This window comes from Rhodococcus sp. NPDC060086 (genome assembly GCF_042730275.1).
In the GTDB taxonomy this organism is placed as follows: Bacteria; Actinomycetota; Actinomycetes; order Mycobacteriales; family Mycobacteriaceae; genus Rhodococcus.
Genome location: NZ_JBHWWZ010000020.1, coordinates 65,662 through 85,057 on the forward strand (window position 1 = coordinate 65,662; position 19,396 = coordinate 85,057).

The following is a 19,396-nucleotide window of genomic DNA, read 5'->3' on the forward strand; positions in this document are numbered from 1 at the left end:
CCCGTGCTGGCAGGAATTTCCCTCGGTAGCGATTCGAAACGCTACTTCCGCGGCACCATGCCGCGCATTGCGATCGCCACGATCATCCTCATGCCGCTCCTGTACGGCGCGATGTACCTGTGGGCGTTCTGGAACCCGTTCGGTGCGGTCGACAAGATCCCCGCGGCGATCGTCAACAACGACACAGGTCGGTCGTCGACGGGAGAGCAGATCGATGCGGGCGATCAGGTCGTCAAGTCACTCATCGCCTCCGGTCAGCTGGATCTGGCCGAGGTGTCCGAGACAGAGGCGGTCGAGGGGCTGGCGAGCGGGAAGTACTACTACACGGTCACCATTCCCGAGAACTTCACCGAAGCGGTGGAGTCGCCCAACGGTGACAACCCCGAGAAGGCGAATCTGACCTTCACCTTCAACGACGCGAACAACTACCTCGCCACGATCATCGGCCAGGATGCGTCGGAGCAGGTGATTTCACAGGTCAACTCCACAATCGGTGCACAGGGCGTCGGTCAGGTGCTCACGGGGCTGGAGACGGCAGGTTCGGGACTGAAGCAGGCTGCCGACGGCGCCGGAACTCTTGCCGCCGGCATCGATACCGCGAAGGGTGGGGCCGACCAGCTCGATTCGGGGGCCACCGAGCTGGCGGACAACATGGTCACGGCGCGTGATGGGTCTGCTCAGCTCGCAGCAGGCGCGAACCAGCTCGCGACGGCGATCGACGGTGTGACAGGTCCGCTCCTGGGTGCCCTCGACAGCGGTGCTCTGTCGAACGTCGGTAACCAGGCATCCCAGCTCAGGGAATCGATCGTTGCTCTCGAGAACCGGATTCCGCAGCCGGCGCAGGCAGCCGCCGGTCCTGCGGTTCAGCAGATCATCGACATCCTGGGGCAGAGCTCGGATCCGATCGTGCAACAGGCCATCACAGCATTGACTCCGCTGACTGCGCAGCAGGTGGTGTCCGATACCGACGCGTTGCGTGCCGAGATCGTGCGATTGCAAGGGGATGCGCGCGACCTCGAATATCAGCTGAACGACCCGAACAGTCCACTGCAGAGCGGCCTGGCGCTTCTCCAGAGTGGAGGACTGGCATCCGACGTGCGCGAGTTGCAGAGTGGCGTGAACGAGTTGAATTCGGGCGCAGGCACGCTGTACTCGGGTTTGATCCAACTCACCGACGGCAGTTTCCAGCTGTCGGACGGCGCCGGCCAACTTGCGTCCGGCATGGTGGAACTGCAATCCGGTTCGAAGGAACTGGCGGATGCGCTTTCGCAGGGGGCGCAACAGGTTCCGAGCTGGACCGATCAACAGCGCACCGCGACAGCAGACACGCTGTCGACGCCGGTGGCGCTGCAGCAGAACACCACCAACGAGGCATCCACATTCGGTACCGGATTTGCCCCGTTCTTTCTCTCGTTGGCCCTGTTCGTCGGCGGTATCATCACGTGGATGCTGCTCACTCCGCTGCAGTCCAGGCCGACGGTCGGCGGCGTCGGACTGTATCGGACGGTCCTGGCATCGTACTGGCCGGCTTTGCTCGTCGGCGTTCTCCAGGTGATCGTCATGTACACGGTCGTGCACTTCGGCGTCGGTCTCGATGTCAAGCATGTGGCCGGAACGATCCTGTTCCTGATGCTCGTGTCGGCGACGTATCTCGCGATGATCCAGGCATTCAACGCAGTGTTCGGGGTAGCGGTCGGGCGCGTCGTCACACTGGCATTCCTGATGCTGCAGTTGGTGTCGGCCGGCGGCATCTACCCGGTGCCCACGACTGCGAAACCGTTCCAGTACATCCATCCGTTCGATCCGATGACCTATACCGTCAACGGCCTCCGTCAGCTCACCGTGGCCGACCAGATCGATTCGCGTTTGTGGATCGCGGTCGCGGTCCTCATGGGGATTCTGCTCGCGTCGTTGACCGCGAGTGCCCTCTCGGTCCGCAGAAATCGCCGATACACGATGGAAAGGCTCTACCCGCCGATCGAAGTCTGATCGGACCTAACCGATTCAGTCGAATTCCAGTTCACAGTCGTCACCGGATCGGACGAGTGTCCGATTCACCGAAGTATCGGAGGAACAGATGTCAGACCAGATTGCCGCTCCTACAGAGACACTCGCGCCCGCATATACCGGTCGGCTCGGAACCGATCCGATTCCCGCCCTGCGGCTACCCAAATCGGAAACCGAACCCGAAGCGGCATACCGGTTCATCCATGACGAATTGATGCTCGACGGCAGTTCGCGTCTGAACCTGGCGACATTCGTCACCACCTGGATGGATCCGCAGGCAGACCGTCTCATGGCGGAAACCTTCGACAAGAACATGATCGACAAGGACGAGTATCCGGCCACGGCCGAGATCGAGACCCGATGCGTCAACATGGTGGCAGCCCTCTTCCATGCTGAGGATCTGTCCCCGACGGATCCGGCCTCTGCGACCGGAGTATCGACCGTGGGCTCGTCCGAGGCCGTGATGCTGGCGGGTCTCGCGCTCAAGTGGCGGTGGCGGCAGGCTCGCGACGCCGCGGGGAAGGACTCCACCAAACCCAATCTGATCATGGGTAGCAATGTGCAGGTGGTCTGGGAGAAGTTCTGCCGCTACTTCGACGTCGAGCCCAAGTACCTGCCCATGGAACCGGGTCGCTACGTGATCACTCCGGAACAGGTCCGCGATGCCGTGGACGAGAACACCATCGGTGTGGTGGCGATTCTCGGGACGACGTTCACCGGAGAACTCGAACCGGTCGCCGAGATCGCCGCCGCTCTGGACGAGATCGCTGCCGGCGGGGGACCGGATGTCCCGGTGCACGTCGATGCGGCGAGTGGAGGGTTCGTCGTGCCCTTCCTGCACCCGGAGCTGGAGTGGGACTTCCGGATTCCGCGCGTGGTATCCATCAACGTCAGTGGTCACAAATACGGCATGACCTACCCGGGTATCGGCTTCGTGGTCTGGCGTTCGAAGGAGCATCTGCCGGAAGACCTGGTGTTCCGAGTCAACTATCTCGGCGGCGACATGCCGACATTCACACTCAATTTCTCCCGTTCCGGAAATCAGGTGGTAGGCCAGTACTACAACTTCATCCGGCTCGGAGTCGCCGGCTACACCCAGATCATGGAGTCCCTGCGCGACACCGCGCTGATGTTGTCGCAAGAAATTTCCGGGATCGACAACATGGAGATCATCACGGACGGATCAGCGATCCCCGTTCTCTCGTTCCAGGTAGTGGGTGACCCGGGATTCACGGTCTTCGACATTTCTCACGAGCTTCGTGCCCGGGGTTTCCAGGTCCCGGCATACACGATGCCTGCCGACGCCGAAGAAATCGCAGTTCTGCGGGTGGTCCTTCGCGAGGGATTCAGCCGCGACCTTGCGTACAGGCTTGCCACGGCCATCAAAGATGTGGTCGAACACTTGCGTGAGGGTGTAGGCACGGGACACACCGCACGAGGATTCGCGCACTGACCGGTCGCCGGATCGCCGACCCGGATTTTCTGTAGCTCTGCGGCATTCCCCGAGCGCTGCTAACGTCAGCATAAGTGAGTTTATAAGTTTTTCCGGGGAATGAATCCGTGGCGATGTCGGGCGCCTTGTTGCGGAGAGGACTGCGATCGGTGCCGAGAACGCTGCCATTGTTTCGTAACCGCTTGTTTTCGATGTTGTCGAGTCCGGCATGTGCGGTTGTCGTGCACGGCGAGCGGTTCTCGGGAAAAACCACTCTGGTCCGGACCTGGCTCATGACCGACCCGGTTCCGGACCACCTCCCGGTATTCGTCGCATCGTCGCCGGCCGGTGTCACGAGCGACGAGTACTGGGGTTGCGTCCTGTCGTGCCTGTACGCCTACAAGGGTCTTCCGCCTCCGGACAGCGACCGCGACAATTTGGAAATATTGGTGGCGGAACTTGCATCGACCACGGGTCCGGTCGTTCTCGTGCTGGACGACATCGATGTGGTCGACAAGGCGGAGGAATATGTCGGCAGACTCCTCGAGTGCGGCGGGTCGACACGGATCATCGTGACCACCCGGATCGCAGGCGGATGGCGGGACTTCGTCGATGCGTGTCCGGACCGGGTGATGGTGACTCCCGACGTCCTTGCATTCACCGAGGAGGAGGTGAGGACCTTCCTGCGAGTTTCCGGGGTTCCGCAGGGGCACCGGGTGTCTCGCTGGATCATGCGACGGACCAACGGGCAGCCGACGCTGGTTTCGGACGTATGCCGGGCGCTGACACTGGGTGGTGTGCACGCGTCGAGCGACCCCATCGGTTTCGTGGACACCGTGGAATCCATGGGGATGATGGAGCCCGCAGCTGCTGCCGCGATCACGAACATGATGCGTCTGCGCAGCGGAGGGAATTTCGCCGAGGCTGCCCAGGTCTGCGACGTGCTCGCCTCGGAGACCGTATCGATACCCGACGGTGCGGACGACACCGGGATGCACACCCGCGCCTTCTGCTACTTGCAGATGGGAACCAGTCTTCTGCTCGACGCCCGACTGGATGATGCGGCAGACATGCTCGGACGAGCGCGGATCGCGGGGACAGGCACCGTCGTCGGACGCGCCGCGGCAGACAGTTTGGCACTCACCCACGCGGTGCGTGGCACGATGATCGATCCCCATCTCTGGGCCGACGTGGAGCAGCAGCAACATCTCCCGGCATCGGAGATTCCGGGGATACCGGCGAAGACGGCCGGCCTCGTCACGTCCGTGATCGTTGCGTTGAATCGACTCGACCCCGACGATGCGTTGGATAAGCTCATCGAGCTCGGTGAAGCACACGAAGCCGAGGAGCTGTGGGCTTTCGTGCTGTATGCGCACGGGGAGTATGCGCTTCTTGCGGGTCTGCACGCCGATGGTCTCCGTCACGTGGAATCCGAAATGCGATCGTTCGCTCGGCTGTCGAGCGGCATAGCCGGACAACTTCTGGATGCCGTCCGTGCTGATCTCAATCTGGCGCTCGGCCGGACCGACGAGGCCGTCCGGTTGGTGGGCGGGTCCAGTGACCCACTCACCGCCGCCGTGCGTGCGCGGATCTGTTTGCTCACGGGAGACTTCGGCGGAGCCGAAATGATCGTCCATCGATACGGAGCGGACCCGCGTTGTCCACCTCGGGTATCGATGGAGTTGTTCGTCATCGGCACGGCGGCCGCGTGCTCCCAGGGACGGCGAAGCGACGCTCGGCGCCACCTCTCCCGTGCGGCCACAGTGTCCCGACAGACCGGGATGCTGCGGCCGTTCACCAGTCTGTTTCCTTCGATGACGCGCGAAGTCGCTGAGCTCGGTGTCGAATTGCCGGTCGACCTCGTCCGGATTGCATCCGAGTTCGCCACGTTCCGACCGTCCCACCGGATGGTGCGACTGACGCCGCGCGAGCGGGAGGTGCTCGAGGCGCTCCTGTCCGGCAGCAGTGTCGGAATGATCGCCAAGGCTCAGTTCGTCAGCCTCAATACTGTGAAAACACAGCTGCGTTCGCTGTACCGCAAGTTGGGTGTGCACTCGAGAAGCGATGCCATCGAGGCCGCACAGCAGGTGGTTCTCGTCTGAGATCCTCCGGCCCGATCCCGTTTCGGGCCGGGTCGGAGGGACTCGAGAGGTCAGCCGAGAACCGTGCCGATGATTCCTGCGAGATATCCCATCCGGGCGACCTCCGACGGCCGGAACTCGGGGCCGCCGGGTCTGCCCAACATCAGGACTCGATCAGGTTTGCCCAAGGGCGCCGCCGCGAGCATCGTGTCCATGTCCCGCCACAGGCGGGGTACCCAGGCTGCTTCGTGATCGAGCAGCATCGGCTTTTCGAGCGGCATCCACGGAGTGTCCGCCGGCCGTGTTTCCGGAGCTCCGGGGCTGCCGACGATTCGATAGGCGCCCTGCGGACCGATCCCGATGACGGTTGCCCAGCTCACGCGAAGGACCCGGGGAGCTCCGTCCACGAGGACCTGTAGGCGGTCGTCGCGCGCTGCCGAAACCTGATCGATGAGTTCGAGTTCCCGATGGGTATCGAGAATGCCCGCGTAGGGACGGATCGAGTCGACCACGACGCCGTCGAGAGCTTCGGCAGCCGTGATCAGGGTGTCGGGGAGTTTTCCCGGTTCGACGTCGACCACGAGATCGTCGATGGCGAAGCCGGCTCCTCGATCGACGACATCGAGCGACAGGATGTCCGCGCCGACCGAGCCCAGAGCCAACGCGAGCGCGCCGAGGCTACCGGGACGGTCGGGAAGCCGGACACGCAGCAGGTACGACACGTGCGTCCTTTCCCACATTCGTTGCCGACGCGTGAACACCCGTCGACCCAGGGGTGCAGCAGCATCACCTACAGCGGCGAGAACGTACCCCCGGCATCGTCCATCCTTTCACTCCAGGAGGGGTCGTTGCGACGCCCCGAGCGCGAATCGTGATGCAGCGGTGGAAAACGCCCGGTCGCCGGTAGCAGATTCACACGAACGCAACAACGGTGTCGCACACATGCAATGCCTCGAGCTGCCACAGCCGGTGGCCGAACCGAGTACACGGCCGCTGCAGCGGGGCATTACCCTGGACAGGACGTTCTATCGCCAGATGATCCATCACCACTGGAAAGGGGCCACCTACGGTGCCTGCCATTTCCCGTGACGAGGTTGCGCACCTCGCCCGGTTGTCCCGCCTCGCGCTGACCGATGCGGAACTCGACGAGTTCTCAGGCCAGCTCGATTCCATCCTCAGCCACGTCAAGGCGGTGTCCGAGGTGGCCGCGGACGACGTGGCACCCATGGCGAATCCGAACGCCGTCACGAACGTCACCCGCCCTGACGTCGTGCTTCCCGGGCTCACGCCCGACGAAGCGCTTTCCGGTGCGCCCGCCGTCGAAGAAGGACGCTTCGCCGTTCCACAGATCCTCGGGGAGGGCGAATGAGCACCGATCTCACCAAGCTCGACGCTGCGACGCTCGCGTCCCGCATCCACGCCGGCGAGGTCTCCTCGGTGGAGGTCACGAAGGCGCACCTCGACCGGATCGCCGAGGTCGACGGTGAATACAACGCGTTCCTGCACGTCGGAGCCGAGCAGGCGCTCGCCGCTGCGGCCGACGTCGATCGTGCGGTAGCCGCGGGCGAGCAGCCGGTGTCGCCGCTCGCGGGCGTTCCGATCGCGCTCAAGGACGTCTTCACCACCACCGACATGCCCACCACGTGTGGATCGAAGATCCTCGAGAACTGGGTCTCGCCGTACGACGCGACGCTCACCACCAAGCTCCGCCAGGCCGGTATTCCGATCCTCGGCAAGACCAACATGGACGAATTCGCGATGGGATCGTCCACCGAGAACTCCGCCTACGGACCGACCCGCAACCCGTGGGATACCACTCGCATCCCCGGTGGATCGGGAGGCGGTTCCGCTGCGGCTCTCGCGTCGTACCAAGCGCCGCTCGCGATCGGCACCGACACCGGTGGTTCGATCCGTCAGCCTGCGGCCGTGACCGCGACTGTCGGCACGAAACCCACCTACGGCACGGTGTCCCGGTTCGGTCTCGTCGCGTGCGCATCGTCGCTCGATCAGGGCGGCCCGTGTGGACGCACCGTGCTCGACACCGCGCTGCTGCACGAGGTGATCGCCGGACACGATCCCCGCGACAGCACCTCCGTCAAGGCTGCGGTCCGTCCCGTGGTCGAAGCCGCACGGCAGGGCGCGGCAGGCGATCTGAAGGGTGTGAAGGTCGGTGTCGTCAAGGAATTGCACTCCGACAGCTACCAGACCGGAGTGATCTCGTCGTTCGACGCGGCCGTGGAGATCCTCACGAAGCTCGGTGCCGAGGTCGTCGAGGTCTCGTGCCCGAACTTCGAGTATGCGCTCGCCTCCTACTACCTGATCCTGCCGTCGGAGGTCTCGTCCAACCTCGCTCGCTTCGACGCGATGCGGTACGGCATGCGCGTCGACGACGGTTCGATGAGCGCCGAGCAGGTCATGGCCGCGACCCGCGCCGCCGGGTTCGGCAAGGAAGTCAAGCGCCGCATCATGATCGGTACTTACGCCCTGTCGTCCGGCTACTACGACGCCTACTACGGTCAGGCGCTCAAGGTACGTTCGCTCATCGCGCAGGACTTCGACAAGGCCTACGAGCAGGTCGACGTCCTGGTCTCGCCGACGAGCCCGTTCACACCGTGGAAGCTCGGCGAGAAGGTCGACGATCCGCTCGCGATGTACCTGTCCGACCTGTGCACGCTTCCCACCAACCTGGCGGGGCACTGCGCGATGTCGGTGCCGTCGGGTCTGTCTGCGGACGACGGTCTCCCTGTCGGCCTGCAGATCATGGCTCCCGCACTGGCCGATGAACGGCTCTACCGCGTCGGCGCTGCATTCGAAGCTGCGCGCGGACCGATCGTCGCCTGAGAGCGAAATGCCGACCGGCGGTGTCGTGGGCGAACGCCTACGACACCGCCGGTTCGCATTGCGCCTGTTCGGGTCCGTACCGATGTCCGTGCCCCGCAGCGGAGTCGAGCGAGGTGAACAGGTCGACGGTGGTCTGCAGGAACCCGGCAACCGGCAGCCACGTCGGTACCGGCGCATCCTGCGTCGCACGAGACAGATCCGGCGGCGACCACAACAGCGACGGCTGCCACCACACCACGGGATCCGAGGTGTTCGCCAGCACCGCGGCCCCGTCGGTGCGCACCGCTCCGGCAGGCGGACCCGCCCACAGCGCGTCGCACGGACCCGGGTCGATATCGTCGAATGCGGCGCTGCCACCGACCGCTCCGAGGCTCTGCCCGTACACGTGCAGGTCGGGTCGCCGGCCGGGCGGCAGCGTGGCGATGTGCTCGCGCACCGCCGAGACGAGGGCTCGAGCAGACCGGGCGGCCGCGTCACGGTCGAAGACGAACGTGATCCAACTCGGTGTGTCCGAATATTGCTGTGCCGCAATCGCTACGTCATCGCCCCACCGGCTCTCGAACCCCTGCACCGCGTTCGCGTCGACCCACCCCGACCCGGTGGGAACCGCGATCACGAGGTGATTCCGCTCGAAACCCCCGGTGCGCTCGAGTTCGCGGACCGCGAGTGTCGCGCGCGATCGATCATCCGGCGCTGCAGCGAGCCCGATGTAGACCCGCACGGGCGAGCCCGACGACTCGATCGACACGAATCGCCGACCGTGTGTGCTGAGGCTGTTCCAGTTCACCAGCGAAATGGGGGAGCCGGACACCCCGGGATCGAGCGTGGCCACCGGAGAAGACGCCGATGCCGCACCCGGTGACGGGGAGGCGATCGAGGCTACACCCCACGCGAGAAGAATCACCGTCGCTGCCAGCGCCGCGATCGAGCGCACACGACCGGCCACCCGGGTCAGAGCGCGGATTCCCATGGCGCAGCCAACGAGAACGGTTGCGGTCACGATGGTTCCGGCAAGCGCCTCCAGCCAGTGCCGAAGTCCGATCGCAGGCACTTCCATCGCCATGCGAAGTGTGTTCTGCCAGTGGTGCGCCCACGTCGCGCTCACCGCAATCGTCGCCGTCGCGACGGCGACGGCGAGCCAGCGTGCCTCCGCGTCGCGCTCACCGTGCTGTGCCCGAATCCGATTCGGCGCAACGAGTCGACCCAGGGCCATCAGTGCCAGCGCGACTGCGACCAGGAGTCCTGAGAGGACCCCTTGGGTCAGGGAGGTGCGGGGCAGCAGTGACGGTGTGAGTGAGAGGGCAGCCGCGATCGTCACGGCTGCAGTCGAGCTGAGCCGGGGTCCGAAGGTTCTGTGGGGGAGCAGGTTACGGGAGAGTCGGAAAGTGGACTCCGGGTTACCCGTTGCCGGCGCGGGGTTGATCAGGTCGATCGTCATCGGTGTGCTCTCCTCAGGAAGGTGCCGCCCGCGACGACGGCGCCCGCCGCAGCCAGATAGGGCATCGGCGATTCGGATTCAGGAAGGCGGTAACCCTGACGCCACGAATTGATCTGCACCGCCGCGGAGGCGATTCCCGCCATCACGTCGCACCGAGGCTCGACCCACGCCTCGGTCGTGCAGGCAGCAGTGAAGTTGCGCTGCAGTTGCGCGTCGAGTTCGCGCCTTGCCTGCGGGCCGAGTTCGCCGCCGGTGTCCCGTGCGTACCGGAGCAGGTCGTATCCGAGATCGTGAATACGGCACGCGGGTTCGAACTGCGGAGGGAGCGAGATCGGCGACGAACAATCACCGTCAGGGTCGATGAGTGCCTCACCGGATGCGAAGCCCGGTTCGAGCATCGGGTGGTAGCCCATCACCGTCACGAAGTCGTCCGGAAATGCAGCGAGCGCCCCCGCGGTATCGTCGGCGACCAGCGCGGTGATCGTTGCTGCGGCCGCCGGATTCTCCGTCGTTGCGGTGCTCGCGGGAGACGCGGCGCCGATGCAGAGGACGGCGCCTGCGCCGAGAAGCGCGGCGGCCGCCACACGGCGGGTCGCGGGTCTGTTGATCATGGACCCGACGCTATGAACTGCAGGTGCCCCGCCGGATCACGCGACGGAGTGGTTCCGCGAGTGCAGCCTCGTACCGGGGTGCTGCTGCGATCTCACTCTCGGGTATGAGGACAGCCGAGAACCGGACTCCTAGCGTGGAGGTGTGAAAACGATGATGCGCACCAGAGCGGTCTCCGCAGTGAAGATCTCTGCGAAACTGGGGCGCGGCCGGTGGCCGACCGTCATCGCCGCGCTGGTGATGCTGATCCTGTACGCGGTGGCCTGGCCGACGCTGCAACTCACGCACGACGTGCCGGCTCCGCTGATGCCGCTGGTCGCCGGTTTCGCAGTGTTCCCGTTCGTTCTCGTGCTCAGTCGCCCGGCATTGGGCTGGGCCGTCACCGCGCTCGCTGCACTGGTGATCCCACTGGCCTTCGATCGGATCGGGTACTACACCTATCCCTGGCAGGTCGTGCACATCCTCGTGATCCTCTCGCTCGTCCTGGCGGTGGCCGTACTCGAAGAGATCCGCGTCGTACTGGTGGTGTGGATCGCGACGGTGCTGCTGTTCTTCCTGTACATGCCGGGGGACGACGGGTGGGGCTGGACAGTGGGCCTCACAGCGCTCATCGTGTTCGGTCTACTCGTGCGCTGGCTGGTGATCTCGCGGCGGCAACTGGCCAAGGAAGAGGAGGTCAGCGAACTCGAGCGTGCCCGGCGCGCGGTACTCGAAGAGAAGGCGCGCATCGCTCGGGACCTGCACGACATCGTCGCCCACCACATGTCGATGGTCGTTGTGCAGGCGCAGAGTGCCCCCTACCGGCTGACGGATGTCTCCGACGACGTGCGCGCCGAATTCGACTCCCTCGGCGCGACGGCCCGCGACGCCCTCAACGAGGTGCGCAGCCTGCTGGGTGTGCTGCGCAGCGACGGATACACCCCCGAGAACGAACCACAACCCGGTATCGAGCGGATCGGTGAGCTGATTTCGGCCTCGCAGCGTGCCGGTGTGCGGGTGACTGCGAACATCACCGGTGATCCGGTGGGTGTCAGCGACGGCGTCGGTCTGGCGGTCTACCGGATCCTGCAGGAATCGCTCACGAACAGCGCCCGGCACGCGCCCGGTGCGGCGGTCGACGTCCGCATCGAATTCGGCCTCGGCACAATCGAGATGGACGTGAACAATGGCCGGGGAACAGAGAGTGCGCCCGCGATCGTGCCGTCGGACAGGGGCGGCGGGAGCGGCATCAGGGGAATGGGAGAGCGCGCGACAGCGGTCGGTGGCCGGCTCGTCGCGCATCCGCGACCCGACGGCGGATTCGAGGTACACGCGGTGCTGCCGACGGTCGCCGCGGTCTGATCTCGATCCTTCGTCGGACCTGATCGCGGGCGGGGTCGGGGTCGGGGTCGGGGAGAAGTTCCTGCATGTCGACGCCGTGGAGAACGCAGCAAGATCGATTCGCGGCTGCGGTACTAGGCTGTGGCCGTGACCGAGCCGACCTCTCGCACCACCACGTCCGCACCCACCACGGTGTTCATCGCCGACGATCAGGCCATGGTGCGGCAGGGCTTCGGCGCACTACTCGCGGCGCAGCACGACATCAGTGTCGTCGGCGATGCGCCCGACGGGCGCATCGCGGTCGCGGAGGTCGCGCGCCTGCGTCCCGACGTCGTGTTGATGGACGTGCGGATGCCCGAGATGAACGGTCTCGACGCGGCACGTCAGATCCTCGCCGACACCCGCGAGCCGAAGACCCGCGTGCTCATGCTCACGACGTTCGACCTCGACGAATACGTCTACGACGCGTTGGGTATGGGTGCGAGCGGGTTCATGCTCAAGGACGCACCGGCCGACGAGCTGGTCCGCGCCGTCCGTGTGGTGGCTGAGGGGCAGGCCCTGCTCGCACCGACGGTCACTCGCAGATTGATCGCCGACGTCACCAGTCGCCGCTCACCTTCCCGCGGTCGCAACCGTGCCCTCGACGTCCTGACCCCGCGCGAACTCGAGGTGCTCGAACTCATCGCCCACGGCCTGTCCAACCAGGAGATCGCCGCAAAACTCTTCGTCGCCGAGCAGACGGTGAAAACTCATGTCGGGAAGGTTCTGGGGAAGCTGCACCTCCGCGACCGGGCGCAGGCCGTGGTCCTCGCGTACGAATCCGGCGTCGTCACCCCCGGCTGAGACCATCCGCGCGGTCGTCAGCTTCCGACATCAGCAACTGCAGTCGCGGGAAGCTGGGCAGCGCGCGGTTGGTGTCGCGCTCGATCGGCATGCCGTCTGCGCCTGATGCGGGCAGGATGGCGATACGGCACGAAGGCACACTCCAGCGAAAGGTTGCGGATGACGCGGATCGGCATTCTCACCAGCGGCGGCGACTGCCCCGGCCTCAACGCGGTGATCCGGGGCGCGGTCCTCAAAGGCACCGAGGTGCATGCACAGGAGTTCGTCGGATTCCTGGACGGCTGGCGAGGACTCGTCGACGGTGACGTGATTCCCTTGGACCGCAGCCGGGTTCGGGGGCTCGCCCAGCAGGGCGGCACCATTTTGGGTACGAGCCGGTTCGGTCCGTACCAGGGGCCGCGCGGGGGAGCGCAGAACATCCAGGCCACACTCGACGAGCTCGGGATCGACGCGGTCGTCGCCATCGGCGGGGAAGGCACCGCATCCGCGTCGAAGCGGCTGTTCGAGGAAGGCATCAGGATCGTCGGCGTCCCCAAAACCATCGACAACGATCTCAGCCGGACCGACTACACATTCGGCTTCGACACTGCCGTCGAGATCGCCACCGTCGCAATCGACCGCCTCCGCACCACGGGAAACTCACACAAGCGCTGCATGGTCCTCGAGGTGATGGGCAGGCACGCCGGATGGATCGCCCTGCACTCGGGGACTGCCGGCGGCGCGCACGCCATCCTCATCCCCGAGCAACCGGAGAGCCTCGAACAGATCTGCGCATGGGTCACCAGTGTGCGCGACCGGGGACGCGCACCGATGGTCGTCGTCGCCGAAGGTTTCACCCTGCCCGAGATGACGGAAGCGCACTCGACGAAGGGCCTCGACGGATTCGACCGGCCCCGCCTCGGTGGTATCGCCGAGGTACTCGCCCCGCTCATCGAAGAACACACCGGGATCGAGACACGCGCAACCGTGCTCGGGCACATCCAGCGCGGCGGTGTCCCGACCGGGTTCGATCGCGTTCTCGCGACTCGCCTCGGCATGGCGGTCACCGACCTCGTGGCCGACCAAGAGTGGGGGCACATGGTTGCGTTGCACGGAACCGACATCGCGCGCGTCGGATTCGACGAGGCGCTCGCCGACCCCAAGTACGTGCCGGACGAGCGCTACCAGGAGATGCGCGTCATCTTCGGCTGATTCGGCGCCGACCGACGGTGGGGGTCGCACGGTGGCGGTCGCCGTCTAAAATCGTGAGCATGACTGCCTCCGTGTCTGCTGACCTACTCGCCTACGACGACGTGCTCGCGAAGTTCGAGCCTGTGATGGGCATGGAGGTGCACGTCGAGCTGCACACCGCCACCAAGATGTTCTGCCCGTGCCCCACGGAATTCGGCGCCGAACCGAACACTCAGGTGTGCCCCGTGTGCCTGGGCATGCCCGGTGCACTGCCGGTGGTCAACCAGCAGGCGGTCGAATCCGCGATCCGCATCGGTCTGGCGCTGAACTGCTCGATCACCCCGTGGGGCCGGTTCGCGCGGAAGAACTACTTCTACCCGGATCAGCCGAAGAACTACCAGATCTCGCAGTACGACGAGCCGATCGCGACCGAGGGCTACCTCGACGTCGTGCTCGACGACGGCACCACCTGGCGCGTCGAGATCGAGCGCGCCCACATGGAGGAAGACACCGGAAAGTCGCTGCACGTCGGCGGCGCGACCGGCCGGATCCACGGTGCCAGCCACTCGCTGCTCGACTACAACCGCGCCGGGGTCCCGCTGGTGGAGATCGTCACCAAGACGATCTCCGGCGCAGGGGAGCGCGCTCCCGAGGTGGCCCGCGCGTATGTCACGGCCTTGCGCGATCTGCTGAAGGCACTCGACGTGTCCGACGTCCGGATGGATCAGGGCTCGATGCGCTGCGACGCGAACATCTCCCTCATGCCGATCGGCGCGAAGGAACTCGGCACCCGCACCGAGACCAAGAACGTCAACTCCCTCAAGTCGGTCGAGGTCGCGGTGCGCTACGAGATGCGCAGGCAGGCGGCCGTCCTCGTCGGTGGCGGTGAAGTGATCCAGGAGACCCGCCACTTCCAGGAAGCAGACGGCAGCACCTCGCCCGGTCGCCGCAAGGAGACCGCGGAGGACTACCGCTATTTCCCCGAACCCGATCTCGAGCCCGTCGCCCCCGATGCCGCGTGGATCGAGGACCTGCGCGCGACGCTGCCCGAACTGCCGTGGCTGCGCCGCGCCCGCATCCAGGCAGACTGGGGCGTGTCCGACGAAGAGATGCGCGACCTCGTCAACGCCGGTGCTCTCGATCTGGTGATCGCGACGGTCGATGCAGGTGCTCCGGCGTCGGAGGCACGCTCGTGGTGGGTCGCCTATCTCTCGCAGCAGGCCAACACTCGCGGCGTCGAACTCGTCGAACTGCCCATCACGCCGGAGCAGCTCGCGCAGGTCATCGCACTCGTCGCCGAGGGCAAGCTGACGAACAAGCTCGCTCGCAAGGTCGTCGACTTCGTGCTCGAAGGCGAGGGCGAGCCCTCCCAGATCCTCGAAGCACACCCCGAGCTCGTCGTCGTGCGCGACGACAGCAAGCTGCAGGCTGCCGTCGACGAGGCGCTCGCCGCGAACCCCGATATCGCCGACAAGATCCGCTCCGGCAAGGTTGCGGCCGCAGGCAAGATCGTCGGCGACGTCATGAAGGCGACTCGCGGCCAGGCCGATCCCGCTCGCGTCAAGGAACTCGTGATCGCCTCATGCAGCTGATCTTGCGTCGCTAATGTAGCGATTCATGGACGCAGCCGTCGCCACCTCGCTCCTCTGGATCACGGTGGCGGCGGTCCTCGCGCCGCTCATCGCCGGTTCGCTACCGCGCAGGCTTGTGCCCGAGGTCGTGCTGCTGCTCGTCGCCGGTGTCGTGATCGGGCCGTACGCGCTCGGGATCGCCTCGGTCGACACCGAGATCGACATGCTGCGGGAACTCGGGTTGGGACTGCTGTTCCTGCTCGCGGGCTACGAGATCGACCCGAAGGAACTCACCGGCCGCGGTGGGCGCCGCGCGCTCGTCACCTGGGTCGTGTGTTTCGGGCTCGCTGTCGGCGCGGTGGCTGTGCTGTCGGTGCTGGACGTAGTGCACGCCGGGGTCGCTGTGGCGATTGCGCTCACGTCGACGGCGCTCGGCACCCTGCTGCCGATTCTCGCCGACCGCGGCCTTGTCACGACTCGGCTCGGCCGGTCGGTGCTCAACCACGGGGCGGTCGGCGAACTCCTGCCGGTGATCGCGATGGCAGTCCTGTTGGGAACCCGTGGCGCTGTCGGATCCTTGATCGTCCTGGGGCTGTTCGCGGTCGTCGCCGTTCTCGTCGCGCTGCTCCCTCGGTGGTTCATGCGAGAAGGGTCACAGTTCCTGCAGTTCGTCCGCAGCACGTCCGACACCACTGCGCAGACCCCGGTCCGGTTGGTGATGCTCCTACTTGTCGGACTCATCGCCGTGGCGGCCGTGTTCGATCTGGATGTGATCCTCGGGGCGTTCGCTGCCGGGTTCATCCTGCGACGGGCAGTGCCGAAGGGTGACGAACAACTCGAATCGAAACTGGACGGGCTCGCGTACGGATTCATGATCCCGATCTTCTTCGTCACGTCGGGAATGGCGATCGATGTGCACGCCGTGGCAGAGGCACCCGGGGTGTTGGCCGCGTTCCTCGCCCTGTTGGTCGTCGTGCGCGGGGTGCCGGTCTTCGTCGCAGCCCGGTTCGACCGCGATGCGGAAGGGGCCCGGTTCGGTACGTCCGAGCAGGTGCAGATTGCGTTGTACTCCACGACAGGTCTGCCGCTGATCGTCGCGGTCACGGGTATCGCCGTGTCGGCGGGGCACATGTCCAACGCCAGCGCGTCGATCCTGGTCGCGGCGGGAGCGATCACCGTGCTGATCATGCCGACGCTCGCCGGTCTGCTGCCGCGTCCAAGTCTTCAGCCATTGGCCGATCCAGCGGATCCGAACCGTATCGGTCCCGACCGGTAGATCGTGGCTGCACGGCGACGATGGGTTCATGTCGGGGACGGTGTCCGATCAGTCTGCGAGGCCCAGGAACACGATCAGCGCGCGGTCGAGCCGGACCAGGTCGTCGTCGGAGAGGCGGCCGAGACGATCACGTAGAGCATGGCGAGGCATCGTTGTCAGCTTGTCGACCATGAGGTGACTCGGTTGGTCGAGGCCGGAAGTGAGTGTCGCGTCGATGGCCACGCGCAGCAGTGGCGCATCGACGAGATGGGTCGTCATCGGGCAGATCGTGACGGATGCGGTGGCGTCGAACCGATCATCCTGAACGATGACGACGGGTCGAGGTTTTCCACTGTAGGTGCCGCGTGCGGCGGCAGTGTAGACATCGCCGCGTCTCACTCGGCGGACTCCGGCTCGTCATCCCAGTCTGCGGAGATGGCGTCGACGAACGCTTGGTCGTCGATTTCGTGTTCGCCGGTTGCCACGGCGGCCGATTGCCGGTGCGCCTCAGCGACGAACTCTGCGGCCCGTACGTCGGGCACCCAGATCTGCACCGGCCGCAGGCCCTGGGCTCGCAATCGTCGACGGTGTTCGGCCACCCGATCGCGTGTACTCGCCATGGCACGATGTTACATGTAACACGGCAGGTTCAGGCGTCGGAACGAGAGCTTCCTCCCGTCGCGAGGGTTTCCTCAGGTTGTCCGGTAGTTGTCTACCTGCGGAAAGCCGCAGAACTGGAGGAAACTGTTCGAGCTCGGGATCAGTCGAATCCTCCACCACCGGCAGGGAACTGAATGCGGATAACGCGATCGTCGTTGGGGCCGGGCTCGTCGCCCGACTTGTTCACCGTCGAAACCCACAGCAGGCCTTCGGGTCCGGCGGACGCACCACGAAGCATGCCGTAGCGATCCTCGAGCGTTACCGTCGGTGCTGCCGTCACCGCGCCGGTTCCGGGATCGATCGACAGCACCGCGACCGCCTTGCCACCGGTGAGCGACACCGCGAGACCGTCGGGAGCAGCCGCACAGCCCGCCACACCGGGTTTCTCCGGCCATGTCCAGGCGGGCCCTGCCGCCGCCGCGCCGTCCATGCTCACCCGCTGCAACCGGTCTTCGAGCACGGTGCGGTCGGTGACCCACAGGCCGCCGTTCGGATCACGGCACACGTCTCCGGCTTCACCGAGACCGGAGAGCGTCACGGTCGGTGCCGCGGTTGCGCCGGGCGCGGGCAGTGGAAGCGAGAGGAGCTTGCCTGCCAGCGACGACGGATTGTCTGCAGCTGCCGGGTCGCCGGCATTGCCGGTGAGAACAGCGAGTTCGGTCGGTGAGGTGAACTCGAGCGCACCCGCATTCCCGGTAGCGCCGCGTGGGATCCCGGTCAGAACGTCCTTGGGGACATCGCCGGCGGCGATCCGAACCACCCGGTTGTCGGAGGGGGTGGTGATGTATGCGTAGAGGAGGCGGTCCTCGTTGTAGGTGGGGGACAGGACGACGTCGTGCAGTCCGCCGTCGCCGGAGCCGTCGACCGGAACCGTCGCGACCTCGACGGGTTCTTCACCGACCGCAACCCGCAGGATGCGCCCCGTCCGGCGCTCGGTCACGAGAGCGGAGTTGCCGTCGGGAAGCGCGATCAGGCCGCCGGTGGTGTCGAGACACGTCGCGATCACCGCGGGATCGGGGTCGACGCATGGCCCCGGAGGGACGGGCGGGGTGCTCGGGGTGGTGGTCGTGCTCGGCGATTCCTCCGGGCCGACGCCGCCGGCGTCGAACGACGGAGCGGGTGTGAACGGTGTGGTGGCCGCGTCGTCGAATCGTGCGCAGGACGGAACGAGAAGCACCCCGATCGCCAGGGCCGCCGCGCTCGTACGCATCCTCCACGAAACCGTCGACCGCGCGCCCCTCGTCATGCAGCAGACGTTACCGGGACGACGCGCGGCGGCGCGTATGCCGGGTACAGGGAGGTACGGAGACCTACTCTGGAAGGGTGACCGAGAAGGAGACCGGCCGCGGGCCGGACGCGGGTTCGAGTCCCTACGACGAACCGACGCTGTCGATGCGTCGGGATCGACCTTCGATGCTCGAATCCGACGACGACCTAGGCTTCGACAATTCAGCACTCGACAATTCCGGGTACAACGCGCCCTACGCGGCGCCGACCGAGCAGATTCACCAGCCTGCTGCGGCGGGTCCGGTGGATACCGGGGAACCGCCCGTCGTCAAAGCCCGCCGCGGAACTCTCGACCTGGGGCTTCTGGTGCTCCGGCTCGCGGTCGGCGGAATCCTGATCGCCCACGGACTGCAGAAGTTGGTGGGACTGTGGGGTGGCCCGGGGCTGGACGGGTTCGAGGAACTGCTTCGCGAGGCGGGCTACCAGCAACCGGGCATCCTGGCGATCGTCGGTGCAGTCGGTGAGCTCGCTGCCGGAGCATTTCTCGTGCTCGGTCTCCTGACACCGCTCGCCGCGGCCGCGATCGTGGCGATCATGATCAATGCGGTGCTGTTCAAACACGAGCTCGCCCCCGGTGTTCAGTTCTTCGCAGCCGAGCAGACAGGCTTCGAATTCGAAGCACTCCTCGCCGCCGCCGCGGTAGCGCTCACGCTCACCGGTCCGGGACGGATCGCTGTGGACGGCCCGCGCAAGTGGGCGACACGGCCGTTCGTCGGGTCGTTCGTGGCACTGCTGATCGGTGTCGCAGCGGGTGTGTGCCTGTGGATCTTCGGTCGCTGAGACCTGCCGGACGAGGGGACTGCTGCGCGCACGCGCGTCTCGGCGGCGTCGATCGCTTCGGCGACATCGGCGATGTCCAGGTTCGGGGCGAGGGCGACCTTC

Annotated in this window: 17 protein-coding genes; 11 read left to right on the forward strand and 6 right to left on the reverse strand. The window is 65.9% G+C overall.

What is annotated here, in order from left to right:
• The first annotated feature begins 3 nt into the window (after positions 1-3).
• From ACFWB0_RS13730 to ACFWB0_RS13740, 3 genes are all read left to right on the forward strand, one after another.
• Complete coding sequence (locus ACFWB0_RS13730; protein WP_378490993.1) at positions 4-1,989, forward strand: YhgE/Pip family protein; 1,986 nt, start codon at positions 4-6, stop codon at positions 1,987-1,989.
• 88 nt (positions 1,990-2,077) lie between these two features.
• Positions 2,078-3,460 (forward strand): glutamate decarboxylase, encoded by a 1,383-nt coding sequence (locus tag ACFWB0_RS13735; RefSeq protein ID WP_378490994.1) that lies wholly within the window; start codon positions 2,078-2,080, stop codon positions 3,458-3,460.
• A 272-nt stretch (positions 3,461-3,732) separates the two neighbouring features.
• Positions 3,733-5,541: a LuxR C-terminal-related transcriptional regulator gene (locus ACFWB0_RS13740; protein WP_378490995.1), complete on the forward strand. Its 1,809-nt coding sequence runs from the start codon at positions 3,733-3,735 to the stop codon at positions 5,539-5,541.
• A gap of 50 nt (positions 5,542-5,591) precedes the next feature.
• Here ACFWB0_RS13740 and ACFWB0_RS13745 read toward each other — a convergent pair whose 3' ends face one another.
• On the reverse strand, positions 5,592-6,242 hold the full coding sequence (locus ACFWB0_RS13745; protein WP_378490996.1) for an amino acid-binding protein: 651 nt from the start codon (positions 6,240-6,242) through the stop codon (positions 5,592-5,594).
• A gap of 347 nt (positions 6,243-6,589) precedes the next feature.
• On the opposite strand from ACFWB0_RS13745, the gene gatC reads away from it, so the two are divergent.
• Together gatC and gatA are read left to right on the forward strand one after the other, a co-directional pair.
• The gene (gene gatC / locus ACFWB0_RS13750; RefSeq protein WP_054805483.1) at positions 6,590-6,889 is read left to right on the forward strand and encodes an Asp-tRNA(Asn)/Glu-tRNA(Gln) amidotransferase subunit GatC; all 300 of its coding nucleotides are present in this window, start codon (positions 6,590-6,592) and stop codon (positions 6,887-6,889) included.
• Positions 6,886-8,361 carry an Asp-tRNA(Asn)/Glu-tRNA(Gln) amidotransferase subunit GatA gene (gene gatA / locus ACFWB0_RS13755; protein ID WP_378490997.1) on the forward strand — a complete coding sequence of 492 codons (1,476 nt, stop codon included), beginning with the start codon at positions 6,886-6,888 and terminating at the stop codon, positions 8,359-8,361. Before gatC ends, gatA begins: the two co-directional genes overlap by 4 nt.
• Before the next feature lie 37 nt (positions 8,362-8,398).
• Here gatA and ACFWB0_RS13760 read toward each other — a convergent pair whose 3' ends face one another.
• On the reverse strand, positions 8,399-9,799 hold the full coding sequence (locus tag ACFWB0_RS13760) for an alpha/beta-hydrolase family protein (RefSeq protein ID WP_378490998.1): 1,401 nt from the start codon (positions 9,797-9,799) through the stop codon (positions 8,399-8,401).
• A complete protein-coding gene (locus ACFWB0_RS13765) occupies positions 9,796-10,410 on the reverse strand; it encodes a hypothetical protein (RefSeq protein WP_378490999.1) in 615 nt (204 codons plus the stop codon). The genes ACFWB0_RS13760 and ACFWB0_RS13765 overlap by 4 nt, the downstream gene beginning before the upstream one ends.
• A gap of 151 nt (positions 10,411-10,561) precedes the next feature.
• Between ACFWB0_RS13765 and ACFWB0_RS13770 the strand changes: the two genes are divergently transcribed.
• From ACFWB0_RS13770 to ACFWB0_RS13790, 5 genes are all read left to right on the forward strand, one after another.
• Positions 10,562-11,749, forward strand: a complete 1,188-nt coding sequence (locus tag ACFWB0_RS13770) for a sensor histidine kinase (RefSeq protein ID WP_378491000.1) — start codon at positions 10,562-10,564, stop codon at positions 11,747-11,749.
• Between the two features lie 126 nt (positions 11,750-11,875).
• Positions 11,876-12,571 carry a response regulator gene (locus tag ACFWB0_RS13775; protein WP_378491001.1) on the forward strand — a complete coding sequence of 232 codons (696 nt, stop codon included), beginning with the start codon at positions 11,876-11,878 and terminating at the stop codon, positions 12,569-12,571.
• 159 nt (positions 12,572-12,730) lie between these two features.
• Positions 12,731-13,762, forward strand: coding sequence for a 6-phosphofructokinase (locus ACFWB0_RS13780; protein ID WP_378491002.1), 1,032 nt, complete (start codon positions 12,731-12,733; stop codon positions 13,760-13,762).
• A gap of 59 nt (positions 13,763-13,821) precedes the next feature.
• Positions 13,822-15,333 (forward strand): Asp-tRNA(Asn)/Glu-tRNA(Gln) amidotransferase subunit GatB, encoded by a 1,512-nt coding sequence (gatB, locus tag ACFWB0_RS13785; protein ID WP_378491003.1) that lies wholly within the window; start codon positions 13,822-13,824, stop codon positions 15,331-15,333.
• 25 nt (positions 15,334-15,358) lie between these two features.
• Positions 15,359-16,588, forward strand: coding sequence for a cation:proton antiporter (locus ACFWB0_RS13790; RefSeq protein WP_378491004.1), 1,230 nt, complete (start codon positions 15,359-15,361; stop codon positions 16,586-16,588).
• Positions 16,589-16,636: 48 nt separating this feature from the next.
• Here ACFWB0_RS13790 and ACFWB0_RS13795 read toward each other — a convergent pair whose 3' ends face one another.
• From ACFWB0_RS13795 to ACFWB0_RS13805, 3 genes are all read right to left on the reverse strand, one after another.
• Entirely contained in the window at positions 16,637-16,966 is a 330-nt protein-coding gene (locus ACFWB0_RS13795; protein WP_378491005.1) for a type II toxin-antitoxin system PemK/MazF family toxin, read from the reverse strand.
• Positions 16,963-17,187: an antitoxin MazE family protein gene (locus tag ACFWB0_RS13800; protein WP_378491006.1), complete on the reverse strand. Its 225-nt coding sequence runs from the start codon at positions 17,185-17,187 to the stop codon at positions 16,963-16,965. Before ACFWB0_RS13800 ends, ACFWB0_RS13795 begins: the two co-directional genes overlap by 4 nt.
• 140 nt (positions 17,188-17,327) lie before the next feature.
• Positions 17,328-18,473 carry a PQQ-dependent sugar dehydrogenase gene (locus ACFWB0_RS13805; RefSeq protein ID WP_378491007.1) on the reverse strand — a complete coding sequence of 382 codons (1,146 nt, stop codon included), beginning with the start codon at positions 18,471-18,473 and terminating at the stop codon, positions 17,328-17,330.
• A 77-nt stretch (positions 18,474-18,550) separates the two neighbouring features.
• Here ACFWB0_RS13805 and ACFWB0_RS13810 point away from each other — a divergent pair, with 77 nt between their 5' ends.
• On the forward strand, positions 18,551-19,294 hold the full coding sequence (locus ACFWB0_RS13810; RefSeq protein WP_378491008.1) for a DoxX family protein: 744 nt from the start codon (positions 18,551-18,553) through the stop codon (positions 19,292-19,294).
• Positions 19,295-19,396: the final 102 nt, after the last annotated feature.